Below are 26,592 nucleotides of genomic sequence, written 5' to 3'. Positions count from 1 at the left end.
CACATTCGGTGCTGGTAGCCCACCAACGGATAGGTCGACGGGTCCTTAGAAAGGCACACTTGGTGGCCAGGAAAATTCCGGGTCAGGCCTCCCCGCCGGTGGGTTGATTTCATTATTACTGGAAAATTCTGAGCCCCGAACCCCGCCGCCGTGCCGTGCGCATGGCGGTGGAGAACTTCGGGGCCTCCGAGCGTTTCGCCTGCAAGATCCTCGGCCAAAACCGGTCTGCCTTCCGGAAGAAGAAACCCGATACGAGCTTCGAGGAAACACGGCTTCGCGGCGCCCTACGCGCCATCGCGATCAAGCACCCGACATGGGGATGGAGGAAAGCCCGCTGGTGCCTGCTCGCCCAGGAGTGGGCTGGAATGGCGCTCAACAACAAGCGCGTACGCCGGCTCTGGCGCGAGGAAGGCCTCGTCTGTAAACCCAAAGGCGCGGAAGAAACGCCGGGCCGGTCCCGGCGCCGGGGAGCAGAAGCGGCTGCCGAATGCCCGATGCACGTGGTCAGTTTCGACTTCCAATCCGACGTGACTTCCTGCGGGCGGCACATCCGCTTCTTCAATGTCATCGACGAATACACCAGCACCGCGCTGGCCATCATCGCGCGCCGGTCGTTCACAGCCTCCGACGTAGTCGCAGCATTGGAGAACATCATCGCCGAAACCGGCACCGCCCCGACCTACGTCCGCTGCGACAACGGTCCCGAATTCACCGCCGCCGCACTGATCAACTGGTGCAACACCGTCGGCGTGGGCACCGCCTTCATCGACCCGGGTTCACCGTGGCAGAACGGTTTCGTCGAATCGTTCAACGCCCAGTTCAGAAGGGAACAACTCTCGGGAGAAATCATGGACACCATGGGTGAAGCGACCTATCTGGCCGATGAATGGAAAGCTATCTACAATCATGAACGGCCCCACGGATCCCTCGATGGCATGACGCCAAACCGCTACTGGGAAAACTGGACTCAAGAAAACCAACTAGCTATCGCATAGGTGCTGGACTGCTAACGGGGGCCCAACCACACTGTTGGAAAGTTTGCCTTTCTCCGACAACCAGGATTTCGACGACGCCAACCGCGGTCTCGTCGGCCGCCGGGTGCCGAACGCGGTCACCGCCGAGGACGGAACCGTTTTGTGGGACAACGACACCTACTCCTTCCTCCAAGGTGAGGCACCTGAGACAGTCAATCCGAGTTTGTGGCGCCAATCCCAACTTGCGGCGATCGACGGATTGTTCGAAGTGGTCCCCGGCATCTACCAGGTGCGCGGAATGGATCTGTCGAACACGTCCTTCATCGAAGGCGACGACGGGGTCATCGTCATCGACACCCTGCTCTCCGCCGAAACAGGCAAAGCTGCCCTCGAACTTTATCGCGAGCATCGCGGCGACCGCCCGATCAAGGCGATCATCTACACCCATTCACATGCTGATCACTTCGGCGGTGTCAAAGGTTTCGTCTCACAAGAAGAGGTGGACTCCGGGTCAGTGAAAATCATTGCGCCGGAGGGATTCGTCGAACACGCCGTCTCCGAGAACGTGTACGCGGGAACCGCCATGGGACGTCGCGCCGGCTACATGTACGGCGCTGCCTTGGCCCGCAGTCCACAGGGGCAGGTCGGCGCCGGACTGGGACAGACGGTGTCCACCGGGACCGTCACCCTCATCGCCCCCACCGACATCATCACCACCACCGGACACGAGGAGACCATCGACGGCGTCCGACTCGTCTACCAAATGGCGCCGGACACCGAAGCGCCCTCCGAGATGCTGATCTACCTCCCCGATTTCAAAGCGCTGTGCGCCGCCGAAGACGCCACGCACACCTTCCACAATCTGCTGACACTGCGCGGCGCCGTCGTACGCGATCCCCACGGCTGGTCGCAGTACCTCACCGAAACGATCGACATGTTCGGCGACGACGTCGAGGTCGTCTTCGCCTCCCACCACTGGCCGATGTGGGGCAAGAAGCGTGTCGTGGAGTTCCTGTCCACCCAACGCGACCTGTACGGCTACGTCCACGACCAGACATTGCGCATGATGAACAACGGCCTCACCGGACCCGAAATCGCCGAAGAGATTAAACTCCCTCCATCACTCGAGAACGCGTGGAGCGCACGCGGCTACTACGGATCAGTCAGCCATAACGTCAAAGCGATCTACCAGCGCTACCTCGGATGGTTCGACGGCAACCCGGCAAGCCTCTGGGAGCACACCCCGGTCGATCAGTCGAAACGGTACGTCGACTTCATGGGCGGCGCGGACGCAGTGGTCAGCAAGGCTCGTGCATCGTTCGACGAGGGAGACTTCCGGTGGGTCGCGCAAGTGCTCAATCACGTCGTCTTCGCTCAGCCGGACCATACCGAAGCCAAAGAGTTGCTTGCTGACACCTACGAGCAACTCGGCTACGGATCCGAGAACGGCACCTCGCGCAGCTGGTATCTCTCCGGCACCACCGAACTTCGCCAAGGTCAGTTCGGGACGCCGACCGAGACCACCGCGCCCGACGTCATCGGTCAGCTGACACCCGGGATGCTCTTCGACGCCATCGCCATTCAGGTCAACGGCCCACGCGCGTGGGACGAACGCCTGACGATCGACATCGTCCTCACCGACGTCGACGAGCGCTACCGCCTGCGACTGGCCAACGGTGTCCTCACCTACAGCACCCACAGCCAGAAGGACGCCGCCGATGCCACTCTGACCACCACCAAACGGGCGCTCCCTGCCCTCGCTCTCGGCGACCTGTCCGCAGACGGTCTCGCGGAGGCCGGCATCGAACTCAGCGGCGACGGATCGGTTCTCGCACGTTTGGCCGCGGTGCTCGAACCCGGCGACAAGAACTTCGCCATCGTCACCCCCGAACGCCCGAACTAGCATCCAGCCCCTTCACTCGGAAATTCCGTTTCCGAAGAATTCCGCACGAAGGGGGTCGTAGCAGATTCGATCCATCTTCCGAAGACAGGCAATGGATAGCGATGTACTTCACCCGGCAGATTGCGCATGTGATTGCGCATGTGGCCGGCGGACACCGATAGCGACATGCGTTTGGGAGTGTCCACTCGGCGTGCCGTCGGGGACGCCGAGTGGACGGATGCGCGCCGCAGTCCGAGGAGACGGACGCGCAGTTCAAACGGCTCGCCGGGGCCTACAGGTGACGAGACTCCGACGAGCCGATACACACCCGAGCTGAACAGGCATCGGGTGCAGTCGAGGTGATCCGCTGCAAGCACACAACTGCGGGGGTGCACTCATCGCGGATCGTGGGCAGCCTAACGTGCCATCTCCGCCGGGATACAGGCAATCCAAAGGTTAGGTGGCTTCGCTCCTCCGACTTTTCCTTTATCGTTCCTGGTCAGGAAATTTCGGCGTTCTGTGAACTTTTCCATGTCCCATCGGCGCGCCGGATGGATGGCTCGACGTCGTCGTCCGGGCGATGAGGACGATGGCTGACGCGAGCATGGTTGCGGGCCCGATGTACATCAGCCGGCGCTTCGTTCATTTCCACGCAACGGCGTGTTTAGGGCGCAAGTAAGAGAGTTCGGTGGGAGTCAACGGCCACCACGAAAGTGGCCCACCCCCGTGGAACGAGAGGCGGTAGGCAGGCCGTGTGCGGCAGCCCCGAACTCGAAGTGACTGTCTTGCCGCACAGATGGGTAGCCGGAAGCCGGAAGTCGAACCCCGCTGACTAGTATTTGGCCAAGTTTTCGTCGAGTGTCGTCGGTGCTGCAGACCCCACAAATGACGAGTAAGCACCCTCCGATGAACCAAAATCTGCGGATAGCCGACTCAAGATTGCAGAATTCATGTAGATACCCAGCAGCACGGGCGACGGAGGACCGACCCAACCTCGCACCCGTTCTGAGAGGATCATCCCCAACGCTGAGGAGGACAGGTGTGTCCGCGCCATCAGGAGGGCTGCTGCGGTCCTCGGGATCCAGTCCGCCGAACAGGTGCCGCTTACTGGCCGCTCATTGTACTCTCACTCTCGGGACACCGCCCTCAGCATTCACCGTCGGCTGCCGCGTGCAGAGCCGCGATAATTGCTGCCTGTTCCTGTGGTGTGGCGTTCTTCCACGATCTGACGGCAGTTGCCTGGATCATGGCCAGGACCGCGTCGACATCGCCGCCGAACGTCATCAATGTGGGTCGGACATCGATGCAACTCTGGCCGAGTTCTGTTTCCGAAATCTCGAGCGGAACATTGACTGCGGTCGTCAACCCTTCGGGGGTGACTTCGTAGGTTTGCGGACTTACACACGGGTGAGCGCTTCGCGGATGTAGTGCAGCGGTAGCGGGTTGTGTTGGGGCCACCACGGCGGGGCGGCTTCCAATTATCCGAGCGGTGCCTGCGCCATTGACCACGATGTTGGGATCACCGCTCGTCGATCATGACATCGTCCAGGCTGCCGGAATCAGAAGCACGCTGATCAGTCTGGCTAGGCGGCGCCGCGTGATGTGGTGGGCTGGAGTGAGTATTCGATCGAGCGCTCTGATCATCATCGGTCCTCCGCTATGTCTTAGCCTGTCAAAAGGGATGGAAGTGGCTGCGTTGCATCACAATTTCGCGCCGAGTCCCGGAATGCACTCGGTCGACGCGTCCGGTAATCAAGATATCGACGATCAGAACGGAGCGGGCACGCGAATTACCGCGGGAGCGAGCGACTCGGGTACTGGTTGAGAAGCAACATGGCCATCAGGACAACGCACGACAATGCTGGTGCCATCGGCACCAGGATCGGGGCGGTGTCGAGGCTATTCGCATGCCGTCGGTTGTTGACTCGTCAGGGCCGGAACACTACCCCGACAGGAGAGTGCCGGGCAACATATTCCGGTTGCGGGCGTCAGACGAGATAACGATGAGGAATCAGAAATATCTCTCCCGGCATCTAACTCTCGTATCGCAGCGAAGGCTATCCCCCAGCGAATCCACCCTTGCGATTTGAGCAATCGCCCCACCGGCCTCTACGGTCGGACAAGCTCGAGCACGCCTACTAGCCGACATCCGTCACTATGCCGGGCGAGCGCGACACACGCCCGGGAAGTGTGTTCGTGCCGTGATCGTCCGACGTGGTGGCTTCCTGAGGAGGACACGTGAGCGCATTGAAAGAAGCTTGGCAGGGAATCCGAAAACCGGTTTTCGTTCCCGCATCGATCGTCATCCTAGCCATGATCGTGTTCTCCGTGGTCTATGCAGGTACAGCGGAAGATGCGTTCGGATCTCTTAACTCAGCGATCAGCGACGGCGTCGGCTGGTGGTACATCCTTACCGCGACCGGTTTCGTGATTTTTGCTCTGTACTGCGGTGTCAGTCGTGTCGGCAACATCCGACTGGGGCGAGACGACGAGCAACCCGAGTTCGGGATGCTCTCGTGGTTCGCGATGCTCTTCAGCGCCGGTATGGGCATCGGTCTCGTGTTCTACGGAGTTGCAGAGCCTCTTTCGCATTACGTGAATCCGCCTGTCGCGGGCGGGGTTGCGGGATCCACGGATGCGGCGGCCAATCAAGCAATGGAGCTGACCCTGTTCCACTGGGGCCTGCATGCCTGGGCGATCTACGTCGTCGTCGGTCTGGGTCTGGCATACATGACGTACCGCAAAGGCCGCCCGCTCTCGATCCGGTGGCTACTCGAACCACTCCTCGGACGCGCTCGCATCGAAGGCGGCGTCGGGCATACCATCGACGCGATTGCGATCATCGGCACATTGTTCGGTGTCGCGACCTCGCTCGGTTTCGGTGTGCAGCAGATTTCGGCGGGCCTGGATTACCTCGGCTGGGTGGAGACCGGCAACTGGCTGACGGTCGTTCTGATCACCTGTGTCACTGGGCTGGCAACGTTCTCTGTCGTGTCCGGAGTTTCCAAGGGTCTCAAGTGGCTCTCGAACATCAATATGGTTCTCGCAGCGAGTCTCGCGATCTTCGTCCTCGTGCTCGGCCCCACTCTGTTTCTGATGCAGTCCTGGGTGCAGAACCTCGGCGGGTACGTCCAAGCTCTGCCTGAACTGATGCTGCGCACGTCTCCGTTCGCCGAAGACGGTTGGGCTGGAGCGTGGACGATCTTCTACTGGGGTTGGTGGATGAGTTGGGCACCGTTCGTCGGTATGTTCATCGCGCGTATCTCGCGCGGGCGCACCATCCGCGAATTCGTCTTCGGAGTACTTCTCGCTCCCACAGTCATCGGCTCTCTGTGGTTCACGATCTTCGGGGACTCCGGCATCCTGCGTCAGCGCAACGACGGTGACATGCTCACAGCGGACGGGGCAGTCGACACCAACACGACCTTGTTCCATCTTCTGGACGGCCTTCCGTTGTCCACGGTGACCAGTGTCCTCGCCATTGCAGTGGTGGTGTTCTTCTTCGTGACCTCCTCGGACTCCGGATCTCTGGTCATCGACATCCTTTCCACTGGCGGCGATTTGGAGACACCGAAGATCACACGAGTCTATTGGTCGGCACTCGAGGGAGTGGCCGCAGCGGTGCTCCTCCTCGTCGGTGGAAGTGGCTCGTTGACTGCGCTGCAGACCGCGTCGATAGCGACCGCGGTGCCCTTCTCGGTCGTCTTGGTGCTCGCATGCGTGTCCATGCTCAAGGCATTCCGTTACGACGTGGCCACCACTCCGCGGTACGTACGCGTCTCCTCGCACGGTTCGGGCGCTACAACCCGAAAGGAATTACTGCCTACTGAGAAAGCCCGCGGAAAACGTCACCCCAGTGGCATCTCGGCCACCTTTGCCGGCCTTGCTCCGTCGACTCGGGAACTTCCGAAACAGGAGTCCGCCGAGCATCTCGTGCTCGCAGTGCACGAGGTGTCGTCGCACTCCATCGACGTGGATCCGGCGACCGGTGCGATCGCATACTCCGGTGACGGAATACTCGATGATCCGCTCGCCGGTGAAACATTCGATACCCCCGAATTTGCACAGTCAGCAGAGGGGCACGCCCAAGCGAGCGGCCGCGACGACACAGTCTAGCTCTCCGCTCGCGAACGGTAGGAGGGTTCTTGCCAGTGTCCATTGAAAGCAGGCTGCTCCATGGCTGAACTGCCGCCGTCCCATCCTCCTGTCGGCAAGCGGGCGCTCTTCGCTCGTGGCTCGTGGACCGAAGCGACGCGCATCGCCGCCCTGTTGCGCGGAGAAACCGTCGGTGGTGGCCTGTTGCTGGTGGCGACTGTGGTTGCGCTCGTCTGGGCGAATTCGCCGTGGTCGAATGCCTACGATGCGCTCTCCGAATTCCGGATCGGGCCCAGCGCATTGGGGTTGAATTTGCCGCTGGAGACGTGGGCAGCGGATGGGCTACTGGCGATCTTCTTCTTCGTGGTCGGGCTCGAACTGAAACGAGAGTTCGTTGCGGGCGATCTGCGTGATCCCGCCCGCGCGGCGCTTCCCATCGCGGCCGCGGTCGGCGGCATGCTCATGCCGGCTCTCATCTTTGTTCTGGTCAATCTTCGGACTGGGGACGGGGCGCTGTCCGGCTGGGCAATTCCGACAGCGACCGACATCGCGTTCGCCGTCGCCGTGTTGGCAGTGGTGAGCACTCACCTCCCTTCGTCCTTGAGAACATTTCTGTTGACCTTGGCGGTGGTGGACGATCTTCTCGCCATCACGGTCATCGCGATCTTCTATACCGACGATCTCGATGTCGCTATGTTGGGGGCAGTGGTGATTCCGCTGGCCTTTTTCACTCTGGCGGTACAGAAGAAGGTGAGATCGTGGTGGGTTCTCCTACCGCTCGCTGCCGCGACCTGGGTATTAGTACACGAATCCGGTATCCATGCCACCGTCGCCGGAGTACTCCTCGGGTTCGCAGTCCCTGTCGTTCGTAGCAGGGCTGCCGGGGGCCCGGACGCGGGACCGGGCTTGGCGGAACATTTCGAACGCCGTATCAGACCTGTCTCAGCGGGTTTCGCGGTACCGGTGTTCGCGTTCTTCGCAGCAGGAGTCACCGTCGGAGGAATATCAGGACTGACGAATGCCCTGACCGATTCCGTTGCGCTGGGCATCATTGCAGGATTGGTGGTCGGCAAAACTGTCGGAATCTTCGGCACGACCTATATTCTCGCCAGATTTACCCGGGCCGTACTCGATGAAGGTTTGTCCTGGATCGACGTCTTCGGGGTGGCGATCCTAGCGGGAATCGGCTTTACGGTCTCTCTGCTGATCGGCGATCTCGCCTTCGGTGCAGGCTCCTTGCGTGATGACCATGTCAAGATCGGTGTTCTCGCCGGTTCTGTATTGGCTGCTCTGTTGGCGTCGATCGTGCTTCGTCTACGTAACCGCGCGTACCGGATCATCGCCGAGAACGAGACCCGAGACGACGACGGTGACGGTATCCCCGATGTGTATCAGTCGACCGATTGAATTCGACTAGCTCAAACGGTATCGGGGAAGACTAGCTCAACGGCATCGCGGAATAAGCGGTTCACGACCGAAATTTCTTGCGCCACTGGATCGGGTAAGCGGTAGCATCGATCAGTTGCTGACGCTGCCGCACGCGAAGACCTCCGAGGCGGCGTGCAGTGTCAATTCCGATACCATCCAGTATATGTTGTGCGCCAACAGGTCCCACGCCAGGGAGCGATTTCACCAGGTCCACGACTTTGATGCGGGCGATGATCTCGTCCCGATCTGCCGCGTCGAGAACGCCGCACACTTCAATCTCACTGTCCTTGACTTGCTGGAGTATTCGCGCACGGGATACGCGGGCACGTTGAGCGTTGACGACCCCGAGGCGACGTTGACGAGCGGTCAGCGGTGGAGGTTTCACAATTCCCCTCAGTGCGCGGCTATTCTCGCACTGCCGGAACCCCGCCCTGAGGGTTCTCGAAGATTCGAACAGCTTGCGCGACAACAGCATAAGCAACAGAGGGAACCTGAGCATCAGGCGGCAGAGCCGACAACTTTTCCTTGGTCAGTGCCGAGTTCAACGCTCGCAATGGTGTCGCTGCTCGGCCCATCCAAGGCCCGAAGACCTCCACTGCGCTCGTGTGGGGAACGCCGAGACGCCCCACTTCGTCGACGACCTTGTCGAAGGTCAGCCACACCTGATCGTCGAGCTGTTCGGCAAAGAGGGTGTAAGCACCCCAGGACCATTGAGCACGTTGAAGATTCGCACTCACACTGATGGTGCCGTCGGCGGTTCGACCGTGCAACTGCCCGTCCTCCCACACCCAGTCGATCACGGGGTCGGGTTCGGTTCGCCTGTGCGGTGTGGACATGTCGATAGCATTCGCTCTCATCGTTTCCTTGCGCTCATGCAGGTGCTTGGGTGGCGCAGAATGGGGGTTCTGCGTCCCTCGGACTGGCGATCATGCAACCACGTTTGACGAGTGGTGTGAACTGACGAAACACGTCTTGAGCCACGCCTGGCTGTTGTTTGCGCAGGTATACGGTGTTTCCGCACGCCCGAAATTGATATCCGACTGTGACATTGTGCCCGTTGTGTGCGTCTGCGTGTTCAACATCGTTGTCTGGAACAACATTTGGACAGAACCCGCGTGAAAGACGGCGGTGTTGCTACCTCGATCACGACTCGTGTTAGGTTCGAACCGAAGATCGCCGATCCCGGTCGAGCGCAGCGCAGCGCAGCGCACACGCTCGATCGGAGGTAACGGCGCCACGAGAAACACCGACCTGGGCACAGTTGACCTCGGTACAACGGGAAGGCTCGATTCATGACAGGCATGCACTTTCGCGGTACCTATCTGCGACGATCGTCGATCGCACTGGCAAGTGGTGCGATGCTCCTGACTGCCGTCACGGGGTGTACATCGACGAGCAACACCGACAGCGCCGATCACCTGCAGTCCCTTCAGGACAAAGGCGCGATCACGGTCGGGTTTGCCGGCGAAGCGCCGTACAGCTTCGAGGAGAACGGTCAACTCACCGGCGCAACCGTGGCGTTGCACCGCGAAATATTCTCCCGGTTGGGTATCGACACGGTCGAAGGGGTCAATGCCGACTTCGGCTCTCTGATCCCTGGACTGCAGGCGAACCGCTTCGACGCCGTCAGTGCGGGTATGTCCATCCTCCCCAAGCGATGTGAGCAGGCCGCGTTCGGTGACCCCGAATTCAACTACACGACGGCCCTGATGGTTCCGGCCGGCAACCCGCAGAACCTCACGGACATGGAGTCCATCGCGGCCTCCGGCGCGAAACTGGCCACCATGACAGGTGCGATCGAATCCGACTACGCTGATGCACTGGCCGTTCCTGCTGTCCAAGTGGCTTCACCGCAAGACGGGATGGACGCCGTTACCTCCGGTCGCGCTGACGTGTTCGCATTGACCGCCATCTCACTGAACTGGATGAAGAACAACAACCCCGGCGCTGCTGTCGACGTCACTGATTCCTTCGTCGCCACGATCAACGGAAAGCCACAGGTCGGGGCGGGTGCGACGGTCTTCCGCACCGATGACACCGAACTTCGTGAGGCCTACAACGCGGAACTTGCGAAAATCACCTCGGACCCGCAGAAATATCTCGAGATCGTCGGCCCCTTCGGGTTTACGGAAAAGGAACTGCCGGACCCGGAACTGACCACTGACAAGTTGTGCTCGGGAGCCGCTTGAGGTAGCTGGTCGCTCCCGGTGAGTACGAATATGGATGCTCTCTTCGAGGCGTGGCCACGCATCACCGGCGGTGTCGCGGTCACCGCTGAATTGACAATCGGCGGAGCGGCATTGGCCTTTGTACTCTCGCTCGTCCTCGGTTATGCGGTCGGTGTGCGCAACCGTTGGATGAGGTATCCGGCGCGGGTGGTGATCGAGTTCTTTCGAGGAACTTCCCTTCTCGTGCAACTGTTCTGGCTTTTCTACGTACTTCCGTTGTTCGGGTATCAACTCGAACCGATGTTGTGCGGAGTTCTGGCGCTCGGTCTGAACTACGGCGCGTACGGCGCCGAGGTGGTTCGGGGAGCTATGGCGGCTGTACCGATCGCGCAGAAGGAAGCATGCATCGCCCTGGGTTTCTCACCGTGGCTGCAGGTACGCAAGGTCCTCTTCCCTCAGGCTTGGGTACAGATGGTCCCTCCGCTGACGAACCTGCTGATACAGCTCCTCAAAGGAAGCGCCCTGGCCAGTTTCATCCTGCTTCAGGACCTGACTTATCAGATCGAGCAGCTGCGCCGCGGGACCGGCGACACGATCTTCGCGTTCGGCGTGGGGCTGATCGTCTACTTCGTTATTGCGTATGCGTTGACGTTGGTGATGAACGTGGTCGAGATCCGTGCCAAACGCCGTCTCGGTCTCGGGCCGTCGCTGCGAGAAGTACTCAGCATCAAGCCCGATCGAGGCGATGAACTCGTAGGAGTGGGGCGATGAGCGTCGAATGGAGTTGGCAACGCGCCGCTGACTCACTCCCGATCCTGATCGACGGCTTCAAGATCACTTTGCTGGCGACAGTGCTCGGAATGGCAATCGCATCGGTTCTTGGTTTGGTGATTGCGATCGCTCGCCGCACCTGCCCTGCGTACGTGCGAGTTCCCCTGCGCTGGATCACCGAGTTCATCCGGCTGACCCCGCTCGTCGTCCAACTCCTGTTCGTGTACTACTTGCTTCCGCAATTTTCCGCGCTGCAGATCGGTATCGCTGTTCTGGGTGTCCACTATTCGACGTATATGGCCGAGGTGTACCGCGCAGGAATCGAAGCGGTTCCCGCCGGACAATGGGAGGCTGCGCGAGCCCTGTCTCTTCCGACGACGAGAACGTGGCGAGCTGTGGTTCTTCCGCAGGCTGTACGCGCCACCCTGCCGGCGCTGGGAAACTACGCGATTTCCATGTTCAAGGACACACCGTTCCTCTTCGCCATCACGGTGGTCGAATTGGTCACCGCTGCACAGCAATACGGAGCTCGCACCTTTCAATATCTGGAGCCGATCACGATGGCAGGAGTGATCTTCCTCCTCGCCAGCTACCCCACGTCCGTGCTCATCCGACAAGTGGAGAAACGTCTTGCCTACTGACGAGAACACCCGCTCGGCGATTTCGTTCGAGCACGTGGTCAAACGATTCGGCACGCACACCGTGCTCGATCACCTCGATATCGCGATCGAGCGCGGGGAACGTGTCGCGTTGATCGGGCCGAGTGGATCGGGGAAGACCACCATACTGCGGATCCTGATGACACTCGAGAAGATCGATTCCGGACTCGTACGTGTCAACGGACAACCGTTCTCCCACGAAATCAAAAATGGGCAGTTGGTCCCAGCCGGTGAACGACACCTACGCGCCGCTCGGTCCAAGATCGGGATGGTGTTCCAACAGTTCAACTTGTTTCCGAACATGACTGTGCTGGAGAACATCACCGAGGCGCAAATACACGTTCTGCGCCGAAGCAAGGCCGAAGCAGATGCCCGCGCCCGCGATTTGCTCGCCCTCGTCGGGCTCGCGGACAAGGAAATCGCACACCCGAACACGCTGTCGGGAGGTCAACAACAGCGCGTGGCCATAGCACGAGCGTTGGCCATGGACCCTGAGATCCTGTTGCTCGACGAAATTACTTCGGCTCTCGATCCGGAATTGGTCTCCGATGTCCTCGACGTACTGCGAACAATCGCGGCCACCACGGACATCACTATGCTCATCGTCACCCACGAAATGGGGTTCGCGCGCGATGTCGCTGATCGAGTACTGGTCTTCGATGCCGGAAAGATCGTCGAGGAGGGTCCTCCCGAACAGATTTTCGACTCCCCCACTCAGGACAGGACGCGCACTTTCCTCAAAGCGGTCCTCAAGCATTGATCGCCCGGTATGCCGCAACCGCAATCTACGAGTCCGGTCGTGGGCGGGTCATCTCGATATCATCCAGACCGCAAGAACCACCAGAGCCACCACGACAAGGAAAATCACCGTTGTTGTTTCGGCGGGATGCGCGTTGATCCACTCGCTCATCGCACGATTCGACATTGACGACGTGCTGATCATGCGTGCGATTCCCTTCCGTCGAGTTGAATCAGTCAGGGGCAGAAGGGAAAATAGTCCGCGGCATGCCGTTGATCTCTTCCTCGCCCTGGATCGCAGGCTTCCGCATTCATAGAGAATCTCACGCCATTGACCACCCCTAAGAGTGACACACCCGGACGGGGAGCACACCACGAGTGAGTTCTCGAAGTGACGCATTCTGCAATGGGCTGCCCTGCAAGGTCGTACGCTGCGGGCCCCGAGGCGATCTCGAGGAGGAAACACCCATGTCTCTCGCTCTCGCCACACCAGCGCAACGAGCACGTGCAGACCACGTAGAGACCCGTACGATCGCAGGTTTCCTCGTGATCGCCGGCGTCGTCATGGCCGGTCTGGCTGTTGTACTCGCGCTCGACGTCGGCGAACCCGTTCAGGACACGACCGGTGCGCAGCCATGGCTGCGCTGGCCGGCAACGATCATCGTGGGAGTCCTCGCCACGGTATTGCTGGGTGCAAGCTTGCGGTATCTTCTTTTGCGCTTACGCCCAGTCCCGACATTGGTGCACACGCCGCTGCATGCGGTGGTGACACGTCCGCCGGCGGCCAGGCAAGGAGCCGCAGTCGAGGTGTTTCACATTGACGTCGCACTGGACAACGACAGCGGCCGCTCGGTCGCCTCGATCGCGGATGCCGTGTCGCCGAGCTCGATCGGCCAGTTTTCGGTCGGCTCTCGCTGGCAGGTCTACCCCCTCGCAGACGACGCCCGCTGGGTTGCATTGAGTGAGAGCCACCACGAGATCATCCGCTACGGATATCTGATCCACACGGGCACAAGCAAGAGCCGATCTCACCTGTTGGTCGACACACCCGGCCCGGGTTCGGACCTCGCGCACCGTGATGCGACCGATGTGAGGTGACATCGCCGGGCAGTATCGACTACCTGCGGGCGGCGAGAAACTCCGGTCTCGGTGCAGCACCGCAGTAGGGCGGCTCGAGCGCATTGTCGACGCTGTTGAAGACGACGAAGATGTTCGCACGAGGTACGGGCGAAATATTTCCTGCGGACGCGTGGAGGAGATTGCTGTCGAACAGTGTCATCGAACCGGCAGCGCCGGTGACGACCTCGATGCCGTGCTGATCGTACTGCTCGGAGATCATCTGCTCGTTCGGGACACCGACCCGGGGAATCTCGTCGACCAAGGATTCTTCGAAATACCGTGGCGGGGTGGCACCGACGCACTGTAGGAAGGTGCGGTGCGAGCCGGGCATGACCATCAAGGGCCCGTTGAAATGGTGGTTGTCGGTCAAGGCGATCGAGGCGCTGACAGCTCGCGGCGCCGGCATCCCGTCCTCGGCATGCCAGGTTTCGAAGTCGGCGTGCCAGTAAAAGGCCCCACCTCGAAAACCCGGCTTGTAGTTCAGGCGACTCTGGTGAACGTACACCTGCGATCCCAGAATCTCTGCTGCGATGCCGGCGGCCCCGGACTCCTCGATCGCGTCGGAGACCACCAAACTCAGATTCGCGATGTCGAAGATGGACCGCACTGCTGACGAACCCTTTTCGCGAACGATCCGCTCGTCCCCGCGCAACTCCGGTTCTTCACCGAGACGCGCGACCTCGCTCAGACATCCCCGCACCTGGCGGTCGTCGAGCACTCGGTCGAGATGTGTGAACCCGTTGGCCTCGAAGTCTGCGTACCGAGTACGCATCTTCGGATCCCAGAGAACAGGGTCGGGGCGTTGATACGCAATCGGCGACGCCATCACCCGCGTGTGGTACCGGTCGGTGGTGACAGCCATCAGTACGAACTCCCCTTCTCGCGTTGCTCGAATCCCATCTCCGGCATCGGCGGACACCGACACTGTAGGTGATACCCACGGCGCGAACACCGACCGGATTATCGATTCACGTAATGCCTCATCGTTTATAACACTTCTCCTCACCAGTACTCAAAACGCTTGGACACCAACGAGTTTCTCTGCCATTGCAGAGCGACCGTCGTGTCAGCCCCAGTCTCGACTGCGCTCGCGGATCGCCTAGGGTTCATGGAGATGAACCGGGAAGTCCGGTCGGCACGTCGGTCAGTGCTGCCAGAACACCCCAGGAGAATGCGATGCCTCACCCCATTCGAAGCCGACCCTGTACCCGGCCAGCGTCAGCTAAACGATAGTGACGTCGACGATCCTGCTCAGGTCGGGCTACCGGTGTCCCGGCGACGAACAGCACATCCAGAGCGCAGCCCGAGCACTTCTCTCTACATGGCGCCTTGGGTATGAACTGCGCACCTTCCCCACAGTGTTGGGACGACGACCGTCCTCGTCGCCGGCGCTCGCTCCGAACGGCCCCGGTGGTGATGATGCTCGGCGGTGCACTCGCTGCCGCGACGATCGAATCATGTGTCGCCGCGATTGCTCGAACACGTGAAGTCTTCGTCGTCGATACCCCCCCGGGGAACCCGGCCTCAGTTCGCCGGGCCGGCCAGTCGGGGGAAACATCGAAGCGTCCGGACTCTGGCTCCGGGCACTCCTGCTGAACTGACGGCACAAACCGTCGACGTGATGGGTCATGGTCTCGGCGCTTCCATCGCCGTCGAGTCCGTTTGCGATCGCATCGAACATCTGCTTCTCGTCAGTCCCGAGAGCATCCTTCCGCCCTTACGTGTGACCGTCGCCGGCATCCGCCGGCGCCGATGGCCTAGCAGCACTGATGTCAGGGACACCGCCCGATACCTCGATGCGACAACAGGCGCCGAATACGTTCCGGACCCGTCCATATCGACCTGGTTCGCCAAAGTGACCGTGTACTGCGTCCCGCCCGCGCAGCCTCCGACCTTCGTCGGACCGATGGGACGAGGCCTGCGCGTCGCGAGCGATGACAATGACGGGGAAGAGAGGTTCGTGTAGTGCCGCAGCGTGCGGTGGACAAATTCGTCGACCTGCGGTCCGGTGTACACACGATCCCTATGATCGGAGTGGGCCGTTTTCCGATGCTGGAAGTGCCCGAGCAGTTCGCCGCAGCCCTCGAGACCGCACACTCGAATGAAGCCCTAGCCCAACCCAGAGACATTCCACCGACCGCCATCGTCAACCGAAAACCATTGACAAAGGAGCAATTGCGTTGCGCAACAGAATGCTCCAGATCCGCGAATCTTTTTGGTTCATCCCGGCAGTCCTCGGCGTTCTGGCGATCCTGCTGGCGCAGGCATTGATTTCGCTCGACCACAGGATCGAAGAAGGACAATTGCATACCCTCGGGTACTTCTTCTACGAGGTCGGTGTCAGTGGAAGCCGCAGCATTCTCGGCGCGATCGGCGGATCGATGCTCGCTGTCGCGGCAACCTCGTTTTCCATCACGATTTCAGTGCTCGCTACCGCCAGTTCAACGTACGGGCCCCGCCTCGTGCGGAACTTCATGGCCGATCGTGGGAACCAAGTCGTCCTCGGGGTCTTCAGCGCAACCTTTCTATACTCGTTGACGGTCCTTCGCTCGATCCGTTCTCAGTCTTCGGACAATGTGGCGTTCGTTCCGGACATCGCAGTCAATGTTGCCGTCATTCTGGCAGTGATCTGCGTAGCCGTGTTGGTGTATTTCATCCACCACATCGCCGATTCCATCCAAGTATCGACATTGTCAGCGAGAGTCCGATCCGAACTCATCGCTTGCGTCGACGAGATGTATCCCGCGTCGCCTCCCGACAATGCCATTGCGGTAGACCGCAGTGATCCGGCCTTGTCAGGCGATGCCGTCATATCCGCCGACACCAGCGGGTTCATTGTCACGATCGACGAACAATCGATCCTCCGGCACGCTGTGCATCACAGTTGCACAGTGGAGATTACGACCGCCGGAGGTAGACATGTTCTAACGGGCGACGAACTCGCACGCGTCCACTCAGGAGACGCTACCTCTGAACTGATCGCCGCGGTTCGCAAATGCTTTTCCCTCGGCGATGCACGAAACCCTCACCAAGACATAGATTTTGCCGTACAACAACTTACCGAAATGGCCGTGCGCGCACTGTCACCGAGCACCAACGATCCCTATACGGCAAAGAACGCGCTAGCAGAACTGGCCGTGGGCCTGGTTCCTCTGGTCCAGCGGAACATCATTCCCGAAGGACGAGTCGACGAGCAAGGAAGCCTGCGACTCCTCGTCTATCGGACCGCACCTACCGCGATAGTCGATACCGTGTTCGATGCAATGCGGACCTATGCCCTACCGAGTCCAATCGCTGTCACCGCAACAATCGATCTGGCTCGGCGGATCGGCACGGCCGCCCGATATCAACACACTCGCGATGCGCTACTGCGCCAACTGACGCTTCTCCGAGATGCCTATTCCTCCTCGGGTGCCAACCCACAGGATATCGAAGCACGCTCCGTCGAGATCAACGCAGCACAGCAGGTTCTCGAAACCTCGGGCGCAGGCACAACGACCGAGCCAGCGTAATCATGGCGAAACGCCGGACCTCCCTGACCGGAGGCGGCCCGCCAGCCAGAAGCCGGGTGAGCAGAAGCCGTGTGGGTGCGTGGCGACGCCGATCGACTCTCACCCCTCCGCTAATGCCACATCACCAGCCTCCGAGATTTCCCAGCCACAGCACGGAGACAACGTACAAGGCAATCGCCAGCGGGTAGTAGGGATTCACGACGACCTCGATCCACTCAGACGCAGCCGACGCTCGCGACGCATGGCGCCGACAACACTCGCGTACCCGAAGACTCCAATGGCAAACGTCCTCGCTATCGCTCCAACGCCCCGGATCAAGCAGAAGAACATCCAGCAGATGTAGGAGAATTTCCTCATCGAGTGTCCGTTCTCAGACAAGGTGGAAAATTCACGCCTTCCGGCGAGATAGAGCCACTTCGTCGAAGTGTTCGTCGAGGTGATGCGCCCCAGTCCGTTCGCCGATCGAGTCACATTGCAGACCGTCGACGAAAAATCTGGTCAACGACGAAGCCCGCGGGCCCAATCGATCGGCCGCCCACACAACGGGGCGAACAACTCGCACCGGGACGCGCAGTACCCGAGGACGTTTGCCCACCGCAACAAATGCCAGGTCCACAATCTCGTGAAAGGTGTACACATCAGGGCCCCCGACATTCCATTCACCGGACTCGCGGCCAAGGCGATCGATGCAGAATTCCGCAAGATCGGCACCGTGAATCGGGTTCAGTCGCTGCGCACCGGCACCCAACTCGAATGCAATGCCGCGATGCGCCATGTGGACGAACTCGGAGGCGTCGGAGAAATAACCGGACGGATTGACGATCTGTGACGTTACCGCGCTGCGTCTGAGCGCTACCACGAACGCTGCCTTCGACCGCATCACCATCGAGGTCCCCTCGTGAACATGCATGACGTTGACATACAAAAACGACGCTACGGCCCCCTCTTCAGCCAGAGACAGCAACCGCAAGTTCCCACGGAAATCGATATCCCACGGATCCGCCCGTTGCCGGGTCACTCCCAACGCCGACACCACTCGATCGACTCCGTGACACAGATCGCCGTCAATCTCACTCGCATCCCCGACGTCCGCAACGACCCACTCGTCAACCAACCCCCGCAAAGACGGCGCCCCGAATTCACCAGATTGTTCTGCGCGCTCCCGCGAGCGTACGAGCACCCTCACCCGATAACCGCGTCTATGCAGTTCACTGACCAGATATCGGCCCATATACCCCGTCGCCCCTGCGACCAGAACAGTCTCCATTTCGCCCCTCATCCTCCATTCTTGTACCAGCTAGTACAAGAATGGTAGTTCTATACTGCCGTCGCGTAAAGCCGCCACCGCCCACCACTGCCGCGCGGCGATACAAGCGGACCTCGGATAATCGAGAGGACGACAACGGAGGATTCGATGGCACGCCCCGCTCACCCACCCGACCCCGCACGCACTCGCGCGCTCCTCGAGGCCGCCGGCTCAGCATTCGCTACTCACGGCTTCGAACGTGCGTCACTGAACATGATCTTGACCCGTGCCCGCTTTCCGAAGAGCTCCTTTTACCACTTCTTCGGCGACAAAGCAGGGCTGTTCGACCGCGTAGTGGAATCCGGGATCGAAACGCTACGCATCTCTGTGACACCGCCGAACATCGATCTACTCGACGAGAACACCTTCTGGCCACAAATGCGCGCCTTCGCGCGCCAACTCCTGGAAACTGCTCGGGCCGAGCCACTCACCCTGATGATCGGGCGACTGTTCCACTCCGCCGATACACCCCGCTCCTCGGCAATCGATATCCTGCGTCGATCGGCAACGAACTGGCTCGAACATGCCCTCGAACGCGGGCGAGAACTAGGACAGATCGACAGCGACACACCCGTCGGCCTCCAACAACGCATACTTGTGGCAATCATCCTGGAAATCGACCGGTGGGTGCTCACCCACGCTACCGACGACGAATCTGCTACCGCCGCATTCCTGCTCGTCCAGCGCTTCCTCGCACCCGCGCCCGATCGACGACCTCAACCCCCAACGATTGCCTGATGTCACGGTCTTCGCGCACAGCAGCCATCACAACCGAACAGAGGAGAACCCGACAGCACCAAGGTGGAAGGCAAAGAACCAGAGGACCAGGCGCCCGTGTTCGCCCCGAACCGAATCGGATCACCCGATTCGGTTCAGCGTCAATCACCTGAAACCATGTTCCGTATGAGTCCATTCGGTTCATGGGTGCAAGCACAAATAGACCTGCGCGGATACGGCAGCGTCACCGAAGCTGCCCACGCCCTCGACGTCTACCCATCGGTGCTACGCCAGTGGATGTCCATAGTTCGACGACCATCACACGGCGTCGTACGCCGCGCGGCCGCAGCCTTCGACGTCCACATCCAGGAGGTCCTCGTCGCCGCCGACTACATGACCGAGGAGGAATCCGGCCTCGTAGACACAATTCCAGCATCAGTGCGGCACTTCACCATCGGTCAAATGCTCGAAGAAATCGGCCGCAGAACCGAAGGACGATAGCTCTCCCCTGAGAAACTACGCCCGAGGTGACTCCGCCTGAAACTGAAGCGTTAACCATGAAAGCGCCGCATCGACAAACCCGATGATCAGCCTTCGGTCCTCGTTGCGTAGTGAGGCTCCACATCTGAGACGAAGACGTTCCTGCACAATATTCTCCCTGGAATCGACACGAGCACCACATCCCCCACAACAAGGAGTATCCGGCCAACGCCGCTCAGCCGAGTGCGCCGAATCCGTTCACCACAATCACGACGCAGAATTCTCAGCAAGTGCATTCGAAACACTCTGCACGACAACAGATTCCGATGCAAGGATCTACGATCGAAATCTGCGACTCAGAAACACCAGTCTTCAAAATCGATCAGAACTACCAGCAGATCTCTGCAATTTTTGACGGCGCGACCACCACGCACTCCGTACCTGCACGATTTAGGAATCGGCATAAACCGAATTCGGTCGGTCCGGCCTCGTACACGACCTTCACCGGACCCGGCAGAAAACGCAACGAGCCGAGAATTTTGCCGTGACCCGGGCACAATCGTTGTTTGAACTTTTGACCCGACTGACCGTCAATCGCGCATGCCACTACCGAGAGTGCATGCACGTCAAAGCCGACACTCGTACGCTGAAACATCACCGGGGCCTCCTGCAAATGTAGGCACGACCGATCCAGGCTTCGCCTACGCGGCAACCCACGGCAAACTTGCAAGGGAGGTCCCGGCCCACAACGGGCCGACCTACATACCGTCTACCCCACTCGACAACGCTGCCGTAGGCCAGTCAAAAGCTCACCCAGCGTGCACCACTCCAGCCGATTCACGCCGCTGGACCGGTAGTGCGCCCGAACGTCATCCGATGACATCGTTCACACCCTTCGCACCAGACTTCCCGACCCGCGAAGAAGATGAGAGGGTCGTAGATGTACCGGATGTACCCAACCCAGAATTGGAAGCACCGTCACGTGACTCTCACCGAACAACTACGCAATTGTCAGGACCTGCTGGCGCGAGCGTATCCGGCAGGCGACAAGGACGCAATCCGCCGCTTCTCGGAGCATCGGCTCACACTGATCCAGCAAATAGCCAACACGGGTATTCGCAGGGTCTGTCCAGAAAACGGTGTAATTGATTGGTTTCTAACTACTTTCGTCCGGCAGACAGCCGTCCGTCGAACGTTATTTCGAAGGCATTCAGTGCTGCCTTCCATCGGTTGGACCAGCGTTGGCGGGCGGTGCCTTTTGGGATCGAGGCTCATGATGGCCAGATACACGCATTTCAAGGCCGCGGCCTCGGTCGGAAAGTGTCCACGGGCCTTGACAGCCCTGCGGATTCGAGCGTTGACACTCTCGATGGCGTTGGTCGTGTAAATGACCTGCCGGATGGCGTTGTCGAATTGTAGGAACGGCACGAACTCAGCCCAGGCGTTAGTCCAGAGCCTGATGATCGCGGGATAGCGTTTCTCCCATTTGTCACTGAACTCTGCGAATCGGTCGAGCGCGGCCTGCTCCGACGGAGCCGTGTAGACGGGTTTGAGGTCCTTGGCGATCTCGAACCAGTCCTTGCGGGAGGCATAGGCGTAGGTGTTACGGAGAAGATGGACCACACAAGTCTGCACGATGGTCTGTGGCCACACTTGCTCGATCGAGTCGGGTAGATGCTTGAGACCATCGCACACGACGATCAGAACATCCTGCACACCACGGTTTTTCAGCTCGGACAACACCCGAAGCCAGTACTTCGCTCCCTCCCCGTCGCCGTGCTCACCGACCCACAATCCGAGGATGTCGCGGGTGCCGTCGACAGTCACCCCCATCGCGACGTAGATCGGCCGGTTAGCGACGTTGCCCTCGCGGATCTTGACGTGGATGCAGTCGATGAACAACACCGGGTACACAGGATCCAACGGCCGGTTCTGCCACTCGGCCATGCCTTCCATCACCCGCTCGGTGATCGTCGAGATCGTCTGCTTGGACACATCAGCTCCGTACACCTCGGCCAGGTGTGCAGCGATCTCACCGGTCGTCAAACCCTTGGCCGACAATGAGATCACCATGTCCTCCACGCCCGACAGCCGACGCTGCCGCTTGGCCACGATCTTCGGCTCGAAGGAGGAATCCCGGTCACGGGGCACCTCGAGTTCGACCGGGCCGGCCTCGGTCAACACGTTCTTGGCTCGTCTGCCGTTGCGGGAGTTGCCGCTGCCCCTCCCTGCCGGGTCGCTCTTGCCGTATCCGAGGTGGTCGTCCATCTCGCCTTCGAGCGCGGACTCCACGACTAGCTTGGTCAGCTTCGACAGCAATCCACCATCTCCGGTCAACTGCAGCCCTTCGGCTCGCGCCTGCTCGACCAGCTCTTTGAGCCGCGCATCGCTGATACCCGGCTGAGCCGAGTTCGTCTCTGTCTCACGTTCAATCACGTCAGTCATAGTGGCGTATCTCCTTTCAGAGTTACACCGTTGTTCTTACAGCGCCAACACGAGTGAGGTTTCTTCACGTGCATCGGTTCGGCGCCTATCGCAATTATGGAGGCGCCGAACCGCTACGGATAGGTCCAGTCAGGCGCGGGTACGGTCGCCGGTCTGTACCCGACCAACGGCACGTTCGAGATCGGCATCGTCGAGTTGTTCGCCAGACCACGCGATGTGCTGGTCCGGTCGAATCAGCAGGAATTCGTCGGGCGTCCAAGGCCCCCCAGGCGGTGTCGGTGCGACGCTGAGTGGAATCCGTTGTGCGACGGCTTGATCAACGAAGCGAGCCACTACGACCGAATCGGCATGCGCTGGTGCGAGCAGGGTAAACCCGCTGCCGAGATCGTCGTACAGTGCGTGTCCCGGACTGATCCAAACATGGGGAAGTCGTCCCCCAGGTTCGGTGGATGGCCTGTAGGTCTGGACGTTGGTCGGTGTGGCGGCGGTCGTCGACGCAATGATGGGTGAATCTCTGTAGCTGTATCCGAGTACGAGCCCGAGCGAGTGAAACTCTTCTGTTTTGGTTGCTTGCAGTAGTTCCGGTGAACGCGGAATGCCTGGGCCCGATGCGCGAAGGTTCTTGGCGGCAGCCTCGATGGTCTCTTGCGCCACTGTGCGACGCTCGTTCTCGTATGTACCGAGGAGGTGACGATCGCCCCACCCGTCGAGGACGGCCGCGATCTTCCATCCGATGTTGACCGCATCGCCGACGCAGGTATTGAAACCATGGCCGCCGAACGGAGGGTTCAGATGAGCACTCTCTCCCACCAGAAATACGCGGTCGGAAGCGAAACGGTCGGCGAGTAGCATGCGTGGGGTCCACCGATCGGTAGACAACACCTCGATGTCGATTTCGCTTTCCGAACGGCCGGCAAGGGCTGCGATAAGCCTCACAGCTTGCCGTGCATCGCACCAATCTCCGGCACCGGAAAGGCCTGCCCACCAAGTCCCCTCGCGATCGAGCGGACCAATAGCACCTTTCACTTCGGGGCCGAGGACCCAATACTGGACTGCATCTCCCATCGAAGGTCGCAAGGTTGTCGACTTGAACACCACGTTCAGGTTTGATGTCGGCGCGGACGATCCTTGAAGAGTTGCTCCGATGCTCTCTCGCGCGATGCTCCAACAGCCGTCGCACCCGAGTACGTACTCGGCGACAAGGTCGTACGACGAACCATCTGGGCGCTCGATTGTGACAGTCACGTTGTCGACGGCTTCGTGAACTTTGACAGCTCGTTCACCGAGCCGGAGGTCGACCAACCCGGTGGAAACTACGTGTTCACGCAGCACCTCCTCGACGACGGGCTGCGGAACTTGCTGACCTGATTCCGCGAACAGTTCATGTGGTTCGGCGCTGAGTCCGAATACATTGTCGAATTCGGTGATCACCGAGCCTTTCAGGGTGTCGCAAAAGACGACACGGCGATTCCACTGAGGGGACAGAGGAGCTCGAGCTCGAATGGCGTCCGCGACTCCCCAACGGCGAAAGTGCTCCATGGTGCGGGGGCTTGTGGTTTTTGCTCGGGGTCGTGCGTGCGACACCTCGCCCCGCGGCTCGATGATCACTGAGCGGACGTTGTGGAAGGCGAGCTCCGCAGCGGCGGCGAGACCAGCTGGTCCCGCTCCCATGATAATTACAGGCGGGAGAGTCGACTGAGCGTTGAAAAATGTCATGGTTGTATGGTTCGTCATGTGACTGCAGACACACTATGCGGATTTCGATGAGCGGCACGCCAGTTTCCGGGCGTCCCGGTCGACCACCCCTCGGGGAAGCGATGCTGGCTCGCGCTTTCCGCGTACTTGGCGCCTTTTCGTCTTCGGGGCAAGCACTCAGCCTGGCTGCACTCTCAACTCGTGCGGGCTTACCGAAGAGCACTGCATTCCGGATCACTGCGCAGCTCGTGGATGTCGGAGCATTGGAGCGGTTGAGTAATGGCAATTTCGTGGTCGGTCTCCGACTGTTGGAAATAGCGGCGCTCGCGCCTCGCGGGCACGGCTTGCGTGCTGCGGCCTTGCCGTACATGCAGGACCTTCATCGGGTGACCGAGCAGCACGTGCTTCTCGCTGTGCGTGACGGAAAAGAAGCGGTCCTCGTCGAGCGGCTGTCGTCGCGAACCGCCACTCCGGTCGCGCATCGCATCGGGGGCAGGCTTCCGCTGGATACGACTGGCGTCGGGATCGCTCTGCTCGCCCATTCCCCCAGCGATATCCGGTCAGCCGTTCTCGACGATGCAGCTTCACACTCAGGTGACCTGCTGTCGCGACGCCGTCTACGCCAACTCATTGCATCGGCCCGAAAACAAGGAGTCGTCACGCTGACGGGCCCGAACCCTGTGCCCGGAGGACCTGAAGAGATCACGACTATCGCTGCACCAGTCTTTGACATCTGTGGCGATGTGGTGGGTGCGATCTCGATCGTCTCGCCTGGGCGGAACACGGCTCTTCTCGGTCATCGTATTGCTCTCCGCACCGCCAGCCTGGCAATCGCACGGGCTGCCGGGGGTGGGCGACAAGGAATCTAAATCGATTGTGCTGCCGATACATCGTTGGCGGCACCAGCCGAGAGCAGCAACAATTCAGTGGTGCGACGGATGTGCGTTTCTGTCAATTCGACGGCGCGGTCGGCATCACGTGCGATTGCCGCCTCCATGATCTGACGATGTTCGTGGGCGAGATCGCGTGTAGTGCTGGCGAGTTCAGAACGTGACCAGCACCGATATACCTCCGAGATCGATCGCAACCGTGAAGCTATGTCGACGAGGTAGCCATTGTCGCATCCTCGAAGAATTGCACCGTGGAACGCCTCGTGCGCGACCAGCCATTCTTCGTGGATGTTGCCGTCGGGGAGAGAGGCGCCGATTCGAACCAAGGCGTGGTGTGTTCCCACGACGTCGGCTTCCCACGCGATGTCACCGTGCGTGACGGCTTCGCGCGTAACCAGTGTTTCGATCGCAACTCGTGCGTCGGTCAGGCGAGACAAGCGGATGGGGGAGACATCGATGACGCGAAAGCCGAGCTGGGGTTCGGAGGTTGCCAGTCCTTGCTCGACGAGTCGGGGGAGCACTTCGCGTAGAACGCCGGTGCTGACCTTGTAGCGCTCGCCCAGATCGACGAACCCGAGGCGTGATCCTGGATCCAGACGACCGTTGAGCACGTCAGACCTGATCTGGTCGAGGACAACGTCCGACCTGGTGGGTGAACTGGACGAGCGGCTCCGAGGCATGACGGCATTGTATCGAAGTGTCGAAAATAGATCTGAATTGGCAGTTTCTCCGAATATGCATTATTTCGAAATTATGTTGACTTTTCGAGGTTAGGCTGATTGTGTGAGTGAGGCCACTCTCCTAGTCGAGGTGGTTCAACGCGACGAAATCAGCCAAAGGAAAGGTGAACGAGTGCGCATCGCAACACGAACAGGGAGAGCGATGTTGGTCTCCCCCGACCTCTCCTCGCTCGTCGATGTGGCCGAAGTCAGTAACGGGAAATTCGGTCCCGAACCTCGGCGCGTCTTTGACGCGTGGGACGACTTCTCGACCTGGTTCGCCAGCGCGTCCATCGACTTCGACTCGATCGGCGAACCTTTGATCCATGAGGAACTCGGGCCGCCGTCGCCCGAGCCTCGACAAGTGTTCGCGATCGGTCTGAACTACCGCGACCATGCAGATGAAGCAAAATTGGAGTATCCGACGTCGCCCCCGACTTTCACCAAGTGGGTCGGTAGCTTTACAGGACCAGTGGGAAACCTGATTCTCCCAGCGGCGACTGTCGATTGGGAAGCTGAACTCGTTGTCGTGATCGGTCGGCACGCACGTCAGGTCGCGGCACAGGATGCGTGGTCGTACGTGGCCGGACTGACCGTTGGCCAGGACTTTTCCGAGCGGGCTCTACAACTAACAGGGCCTGCACCCCAATTCTCGCTGGGAAAATCCTACCCAGGATTCGCGCCGCAGGGCCCATGGCTGGTCACCATCGACGAGGTCGCGGAACCGAACAATCTCGGAATCGAATGCAAAATCAACGGCGAGACTGTGCAGAAGAGTTCGACGGACAGACTGATCTTTTCCGTGCCGAACTTGATCGAAACCCTGTCGTCCGTCGTGCCCTTGATGCCGGGCGATGTCATTTTCACCGGCACACCGGCAGGCGTCGGTGGGGCCCGAAAGCCACCTCGGTTCTTGAAATCTGGCGACGTGATCGAGACGACGATCGAGGGCATCGGCGGTCTTCGCCAAACGTGCGACCCAGCGCACTAGCTT

At 60.2% G+C, this 26,592-nt stretch carries 22 protein-coding genes and 1 pseudogene; 15 read left to right on the top strand and 8 right to left on the bottom strand.

From position 1 onward, the window contains the following. Window positions 1-155: 155 nt before the first annotated feature. On the top strand, window positions 156-995 hold the full coding sequence (locus A0W34_RS32570) for an IS3 family transposase (RefSeq protein WP_257233671.1): 840 nt from the start codon (window positions 156-158) through the stop codon (window positions 993-995). A gap of 31 nt (window positions 996-1,026) precedes the next feature. Further along, window positions 1,027-2,877, top strand: coding sequence for an alkyl/aryl-sulfatase (locus tag A0W34_RS32565; protein ID WP_081559603.1), 1,851 nt, complete (start codon window positions 1,027-1,029; stop codon window positions 2,875-2,877). Window positions 2,878-4,002: 1,125 nt separating this feature from the next. On the opposite strand, the gene lpqV is transcribed toward A0W34_RS32565, so the two are convergent. Further along, window positions 4,003-4,314, bottom strand: coding sequence for a lipoprotein LpqV (gene lpqV, locus A0W34_RS32560; protein ID WP_179090830.1), 312 nt, complete (start codon window positions 4,312-4,314; stop codon window positions 4,003-4,005). A gap of 780 nt (window positions 4,315-5,094) precedes the next feature. On the opposite strand from lpqV, the gene A0W34_RS32555 reads away from it, so the two are divergent. Next, entirely contained in the window at window positions 5,095-6,972 is a 1,878-nt protein-coding gene (locus A0W34_RS32555; protein WP_179090829.1) for a BCCT family transporter, read from the top strand. 60 nt (window positions 6,973-7,032) lie between these two features. Continuing rightward, window positions 7,033-8,358: a Na+/H+ antiporter NhaA gene (gene nhaA / locus A0W34_RS32550; protein WP_081559602.1), complete on the top strand. Its 1,326-nt coding sequence runs from the start codon at window positions 7,033-7,035 to the stop codon at window positions 8,356-8,358. A gap of 61 nt (window positions 8,359-8,419) precedes the next feature. On the opposite strand, the gene mihF is transcribed toward nhaA, so the two are convergent. Continuing rightward, window positions 8,420-8,764: an integration host factor, actinobacterial type gene (gene mihF / locus A0W34_RS32545; protein ID WP_076949256.1), complete on the bottom strand. Its 345-nt coding sequence runs from the start codon at window positions 8,762-8,764 to the stop codon at window positions 8,420-8,422. A 19-nt stretch (window positions 8,765-8,783) separates the two neighbouring features. Beyond that, window positions 8,784-9,215, bottom strand: coding sequence for a hypothetical protein (locus A0W34_RS32540; RefSeq protein WP_076949255.1), 432 nt, complete (start codon window positions 9,213-9,215; stop codon window positions 8,784-8,786). 456 nt (window positions 9,216-9,671) lie between these two features. On the opposite strand from A0W34_RS32540, the gene ehuB reads away from it, so the two are divergent. From ehuB to A0W34_RS32510, 5 genes are all read left to right on the top strand, one after another. Further along, window positions 9,672-10,568, top strand: a complete 897-nt coding sequence (ehuB, locus tag A0W34_RS32530) for an ectoine/hydroxyectoine ABC transporter substrate-binding protein EhuB (RefSeq protein WP_076949253.1) — start codon at window positions 9,672-9,674, stop codon at window positions 10,566-10,568. 18 nt (window positions 10,569-10,586) lie between these two features. After that, the gene (gene ehuC, locus A0W34_RS32525; RefSeq protein ID WP_143541295.1) at window positions 10,587-11,318 is read left to right on the top strand and encodes an ectoine/hydroxyectoine ABC transporter permease subunit EhuC; all 732 of its coding nucleotides are present in this window, start codon (window positions 10,587-10,589) and stop codon (window positions 11,316-11,318) included. Continuing rightward, a complete protein-coding gene (ehuD, locus tag A0W34_RS32520; protein WP_076949251.1) occupies window positions 11,315-11,959 on the top strand; it encodes an ectoine/hydroxyectoine ABC transporter permease subunit EhuD in 645 nt (214 codons plus the stop codon). The genes ehuC and ehuD overlap by 4 nt, the downstream gene beginning before the upstream one ends. Further along, window positions 11,949-12,737 (top strand): ectoine/hydroxyectoine ABC transporter ATP-binding protein EhuA, encoded by a 789-nt coding sequence (gene ehuA / locus A0W34_RS32515; protein ID WP_081559600.1) that lies wholly within the window; start codon window positions 11,949-11,951, stop codon window positions 12,735-12,737. The genes ehuD and ehuA overlap by 11 nt, the downstream gene beginning before the upstream one ends. A 446-nt stretch (window positions 12,738-13,183) precedes the next feature. Further along, window positions 13,184-13,813 (top strand): hypothetical protein, encoded by a 630-nt coding sequence (locus tag A0W34_RS32510; RefSeq protein WP_076949249.1) that lies wholly within the window; start codon window positions 13,184-13,186, stop codon window positions 13,811-13,813. Between the two features lie 19 nt (window positions 13,814-13,832). Here A0W34_RS32510 and A0W34_RS32505 read toward each other — a convergent pair whose 3' ends face one another. Continuing rightward, window positions 13,833-14,696, bottom strand: a complete 864-nt coding sequence (locus tag A0W34_RS32505) for a phytanoyl-CoA dioxygenase family protein (RefSeq protein WP_029537681.1) — start codon at window positions 14,694-14,696, stop codon at window positions 13,833-13,835. A gap of 759 nt (window positions 14,697-15,455) precedes the next feature. Between A0W34_RS32505 and A0W34_RS32495 the strand changes: the two genes are divergently transcribed. Both A0W34_RS32495 and A0W34_RS32490 read left to right on the top strand, forming a co-directional pair. Then, window positions 15,456-15,800, top strand: a complete 345-nt coding sequence (locus tag A0W34_RS32495; protein WP_081559594.1) for a hypothetical protein — start codon at window positions 15,456-15,458, stop codon at window positions 15,798-15,800. Window positions 15,801-16,014: 214 nt separating this feature from the next. Further along, a complete protein-coding gene (locus A0W34_RS32490) occupies window positions 16,015-17,346 on the top strand; it encodes a DUF2254 domain-containing protein (RefSeq protein ID WP_232330126.1) in 1,332 nt (443 codons plus the stop codon). 388 nt (window positions 17,347-17,734) lie between these two features. Here A0W34_RS32490 and A0W34_RS32485 read toward each other — a convergent pair whose 3' ends face one another. Continuing rightward, complete coding sequence (locus A0W34_RS32485; protein WP_198035753.1) at window positions 17,735-18,613, bottom strand: NAD(P)H-binding protein; 879 nt, start codon at window positions 18,611-18,613, stop codon at window positions 17,735-17,737. Between the two features lie 147 nt (window positions 18,614-18,760). Between A0W34_RS32485 and A0W34_RS32480 the strand changes: the two genes are divergently transcribed. Beyond that, on the top strand, window positions 18,761-19,390 hold the full coding sequence (locus A0W34_RS32480) for a TetR/AcrR family transcriptional regulator (protein ID WP_076949245.1): 630 nt from the start codon (window positions 18,761-18,763) through the stop codon (window positions 19,388-19,390). Between the two features lie 165 nt (window positions 19,391-19,555). Beyond that, a complete protein-coding gene (locus tag A0W34_RS32475) occupies window positions 19,556-19,870 on the top strand; it encodes a hypothetical protein (protein WP_081559698.1) in 315 nt (104 codons plus the stop codon). Between the two features lie 1,139 nt (window positions 19,871-21,009). Here the strand turns inward: A0W34_RS32475 and A0W34_RS32465 are convergent. Both A0W34_RS32465 and A0W34_RS32460 read right to left on the bottom strand, forming a co-directional pair. Continuing rightward, a pseudogene (locus A0W34_RS32465) lies at window positions 21,010-22,294 on the bottom strand (IS256 family transposase). 129 nt (window positions 22,295-22,423) lie between these two features. Further along, window positions 22,424-24,010: an FAD-dependent monooxygenase gene (locus A0W34_RS32460; RefSeq protein ID WP_081559696.1), complete on the bottom strand. Its 1,587-nt coding sequence runs from the start codon at window positions 24,008-24,010 to the stop codon at window positions 22,424-22,426. Window positions 24,011-24,057: 47 nt separating this feature from the next. Here A0W34_RS32460 and A0W34_RS32455 point away from each other — a divergent pair, with 47 nt between their 5' ends. Then, on the top strand, window positions 24,058-24,858 hold the full coding sequence (locus tag A0W34_RS32455) for an IclR family transcriptional regulator (RefSeq protein WP_081559694.1): 801 nt from the start codon (window positions 24,058-24,060) through the stop codon (window positions 24,856-24,858). Here A0W34_RS32455 and A0W34_RS32450 read toward each other — a convergent pair. Next, window positions 24,855-25,559 carry a GntR family transcriptional regulator gene (locus A0W34_RS32450; protein ID WP_081559590.1) on the bottom strand — a complete coding sequence of 235 codons (705 nt, stop codon included), beginning with the start codon at window positions 25,557-25,559 and terminating at the stop codon, window positions 24,855-24,857. The genes A0W34_RS32455 and A0W34_RS32450 overlap by 4 nt on opposite strands. A 172-nt stretch (window positions 25,560-25,731) precedes the next feature. Between A0W34_RS32450 and A0W34_RS32445 the strand changes: the two genes are divergently transcribed. Beyond that, complete coding sequence (locus A0W34_RS32445; protein WP_081559692.1) at window positions 25,732-26,589, top strand: fumarylacetoacetate hydrolase family protein; 858 nt, start codon at window positions 25,732-25,734, stop codon at window positions 26,587-26,589. The last annotated feature ends 3 nt before the right edge of the window (window positions 26,590-26,592 follow it).

It is taken from the genome of Rhodococcus sp. BH4 (assembly GCF_002079265.1).
GTDB classification, from domain to species: Bacteria; Actinomycetota; Actinomycetes; order Mycobacteriales; family Mycobacteriaceae; genus Rhodococcus_F; species Rhodococcus_F qingshengii.
This window is presented reverse-complemented; position numbering and strand designations above follow the sequence as displayed.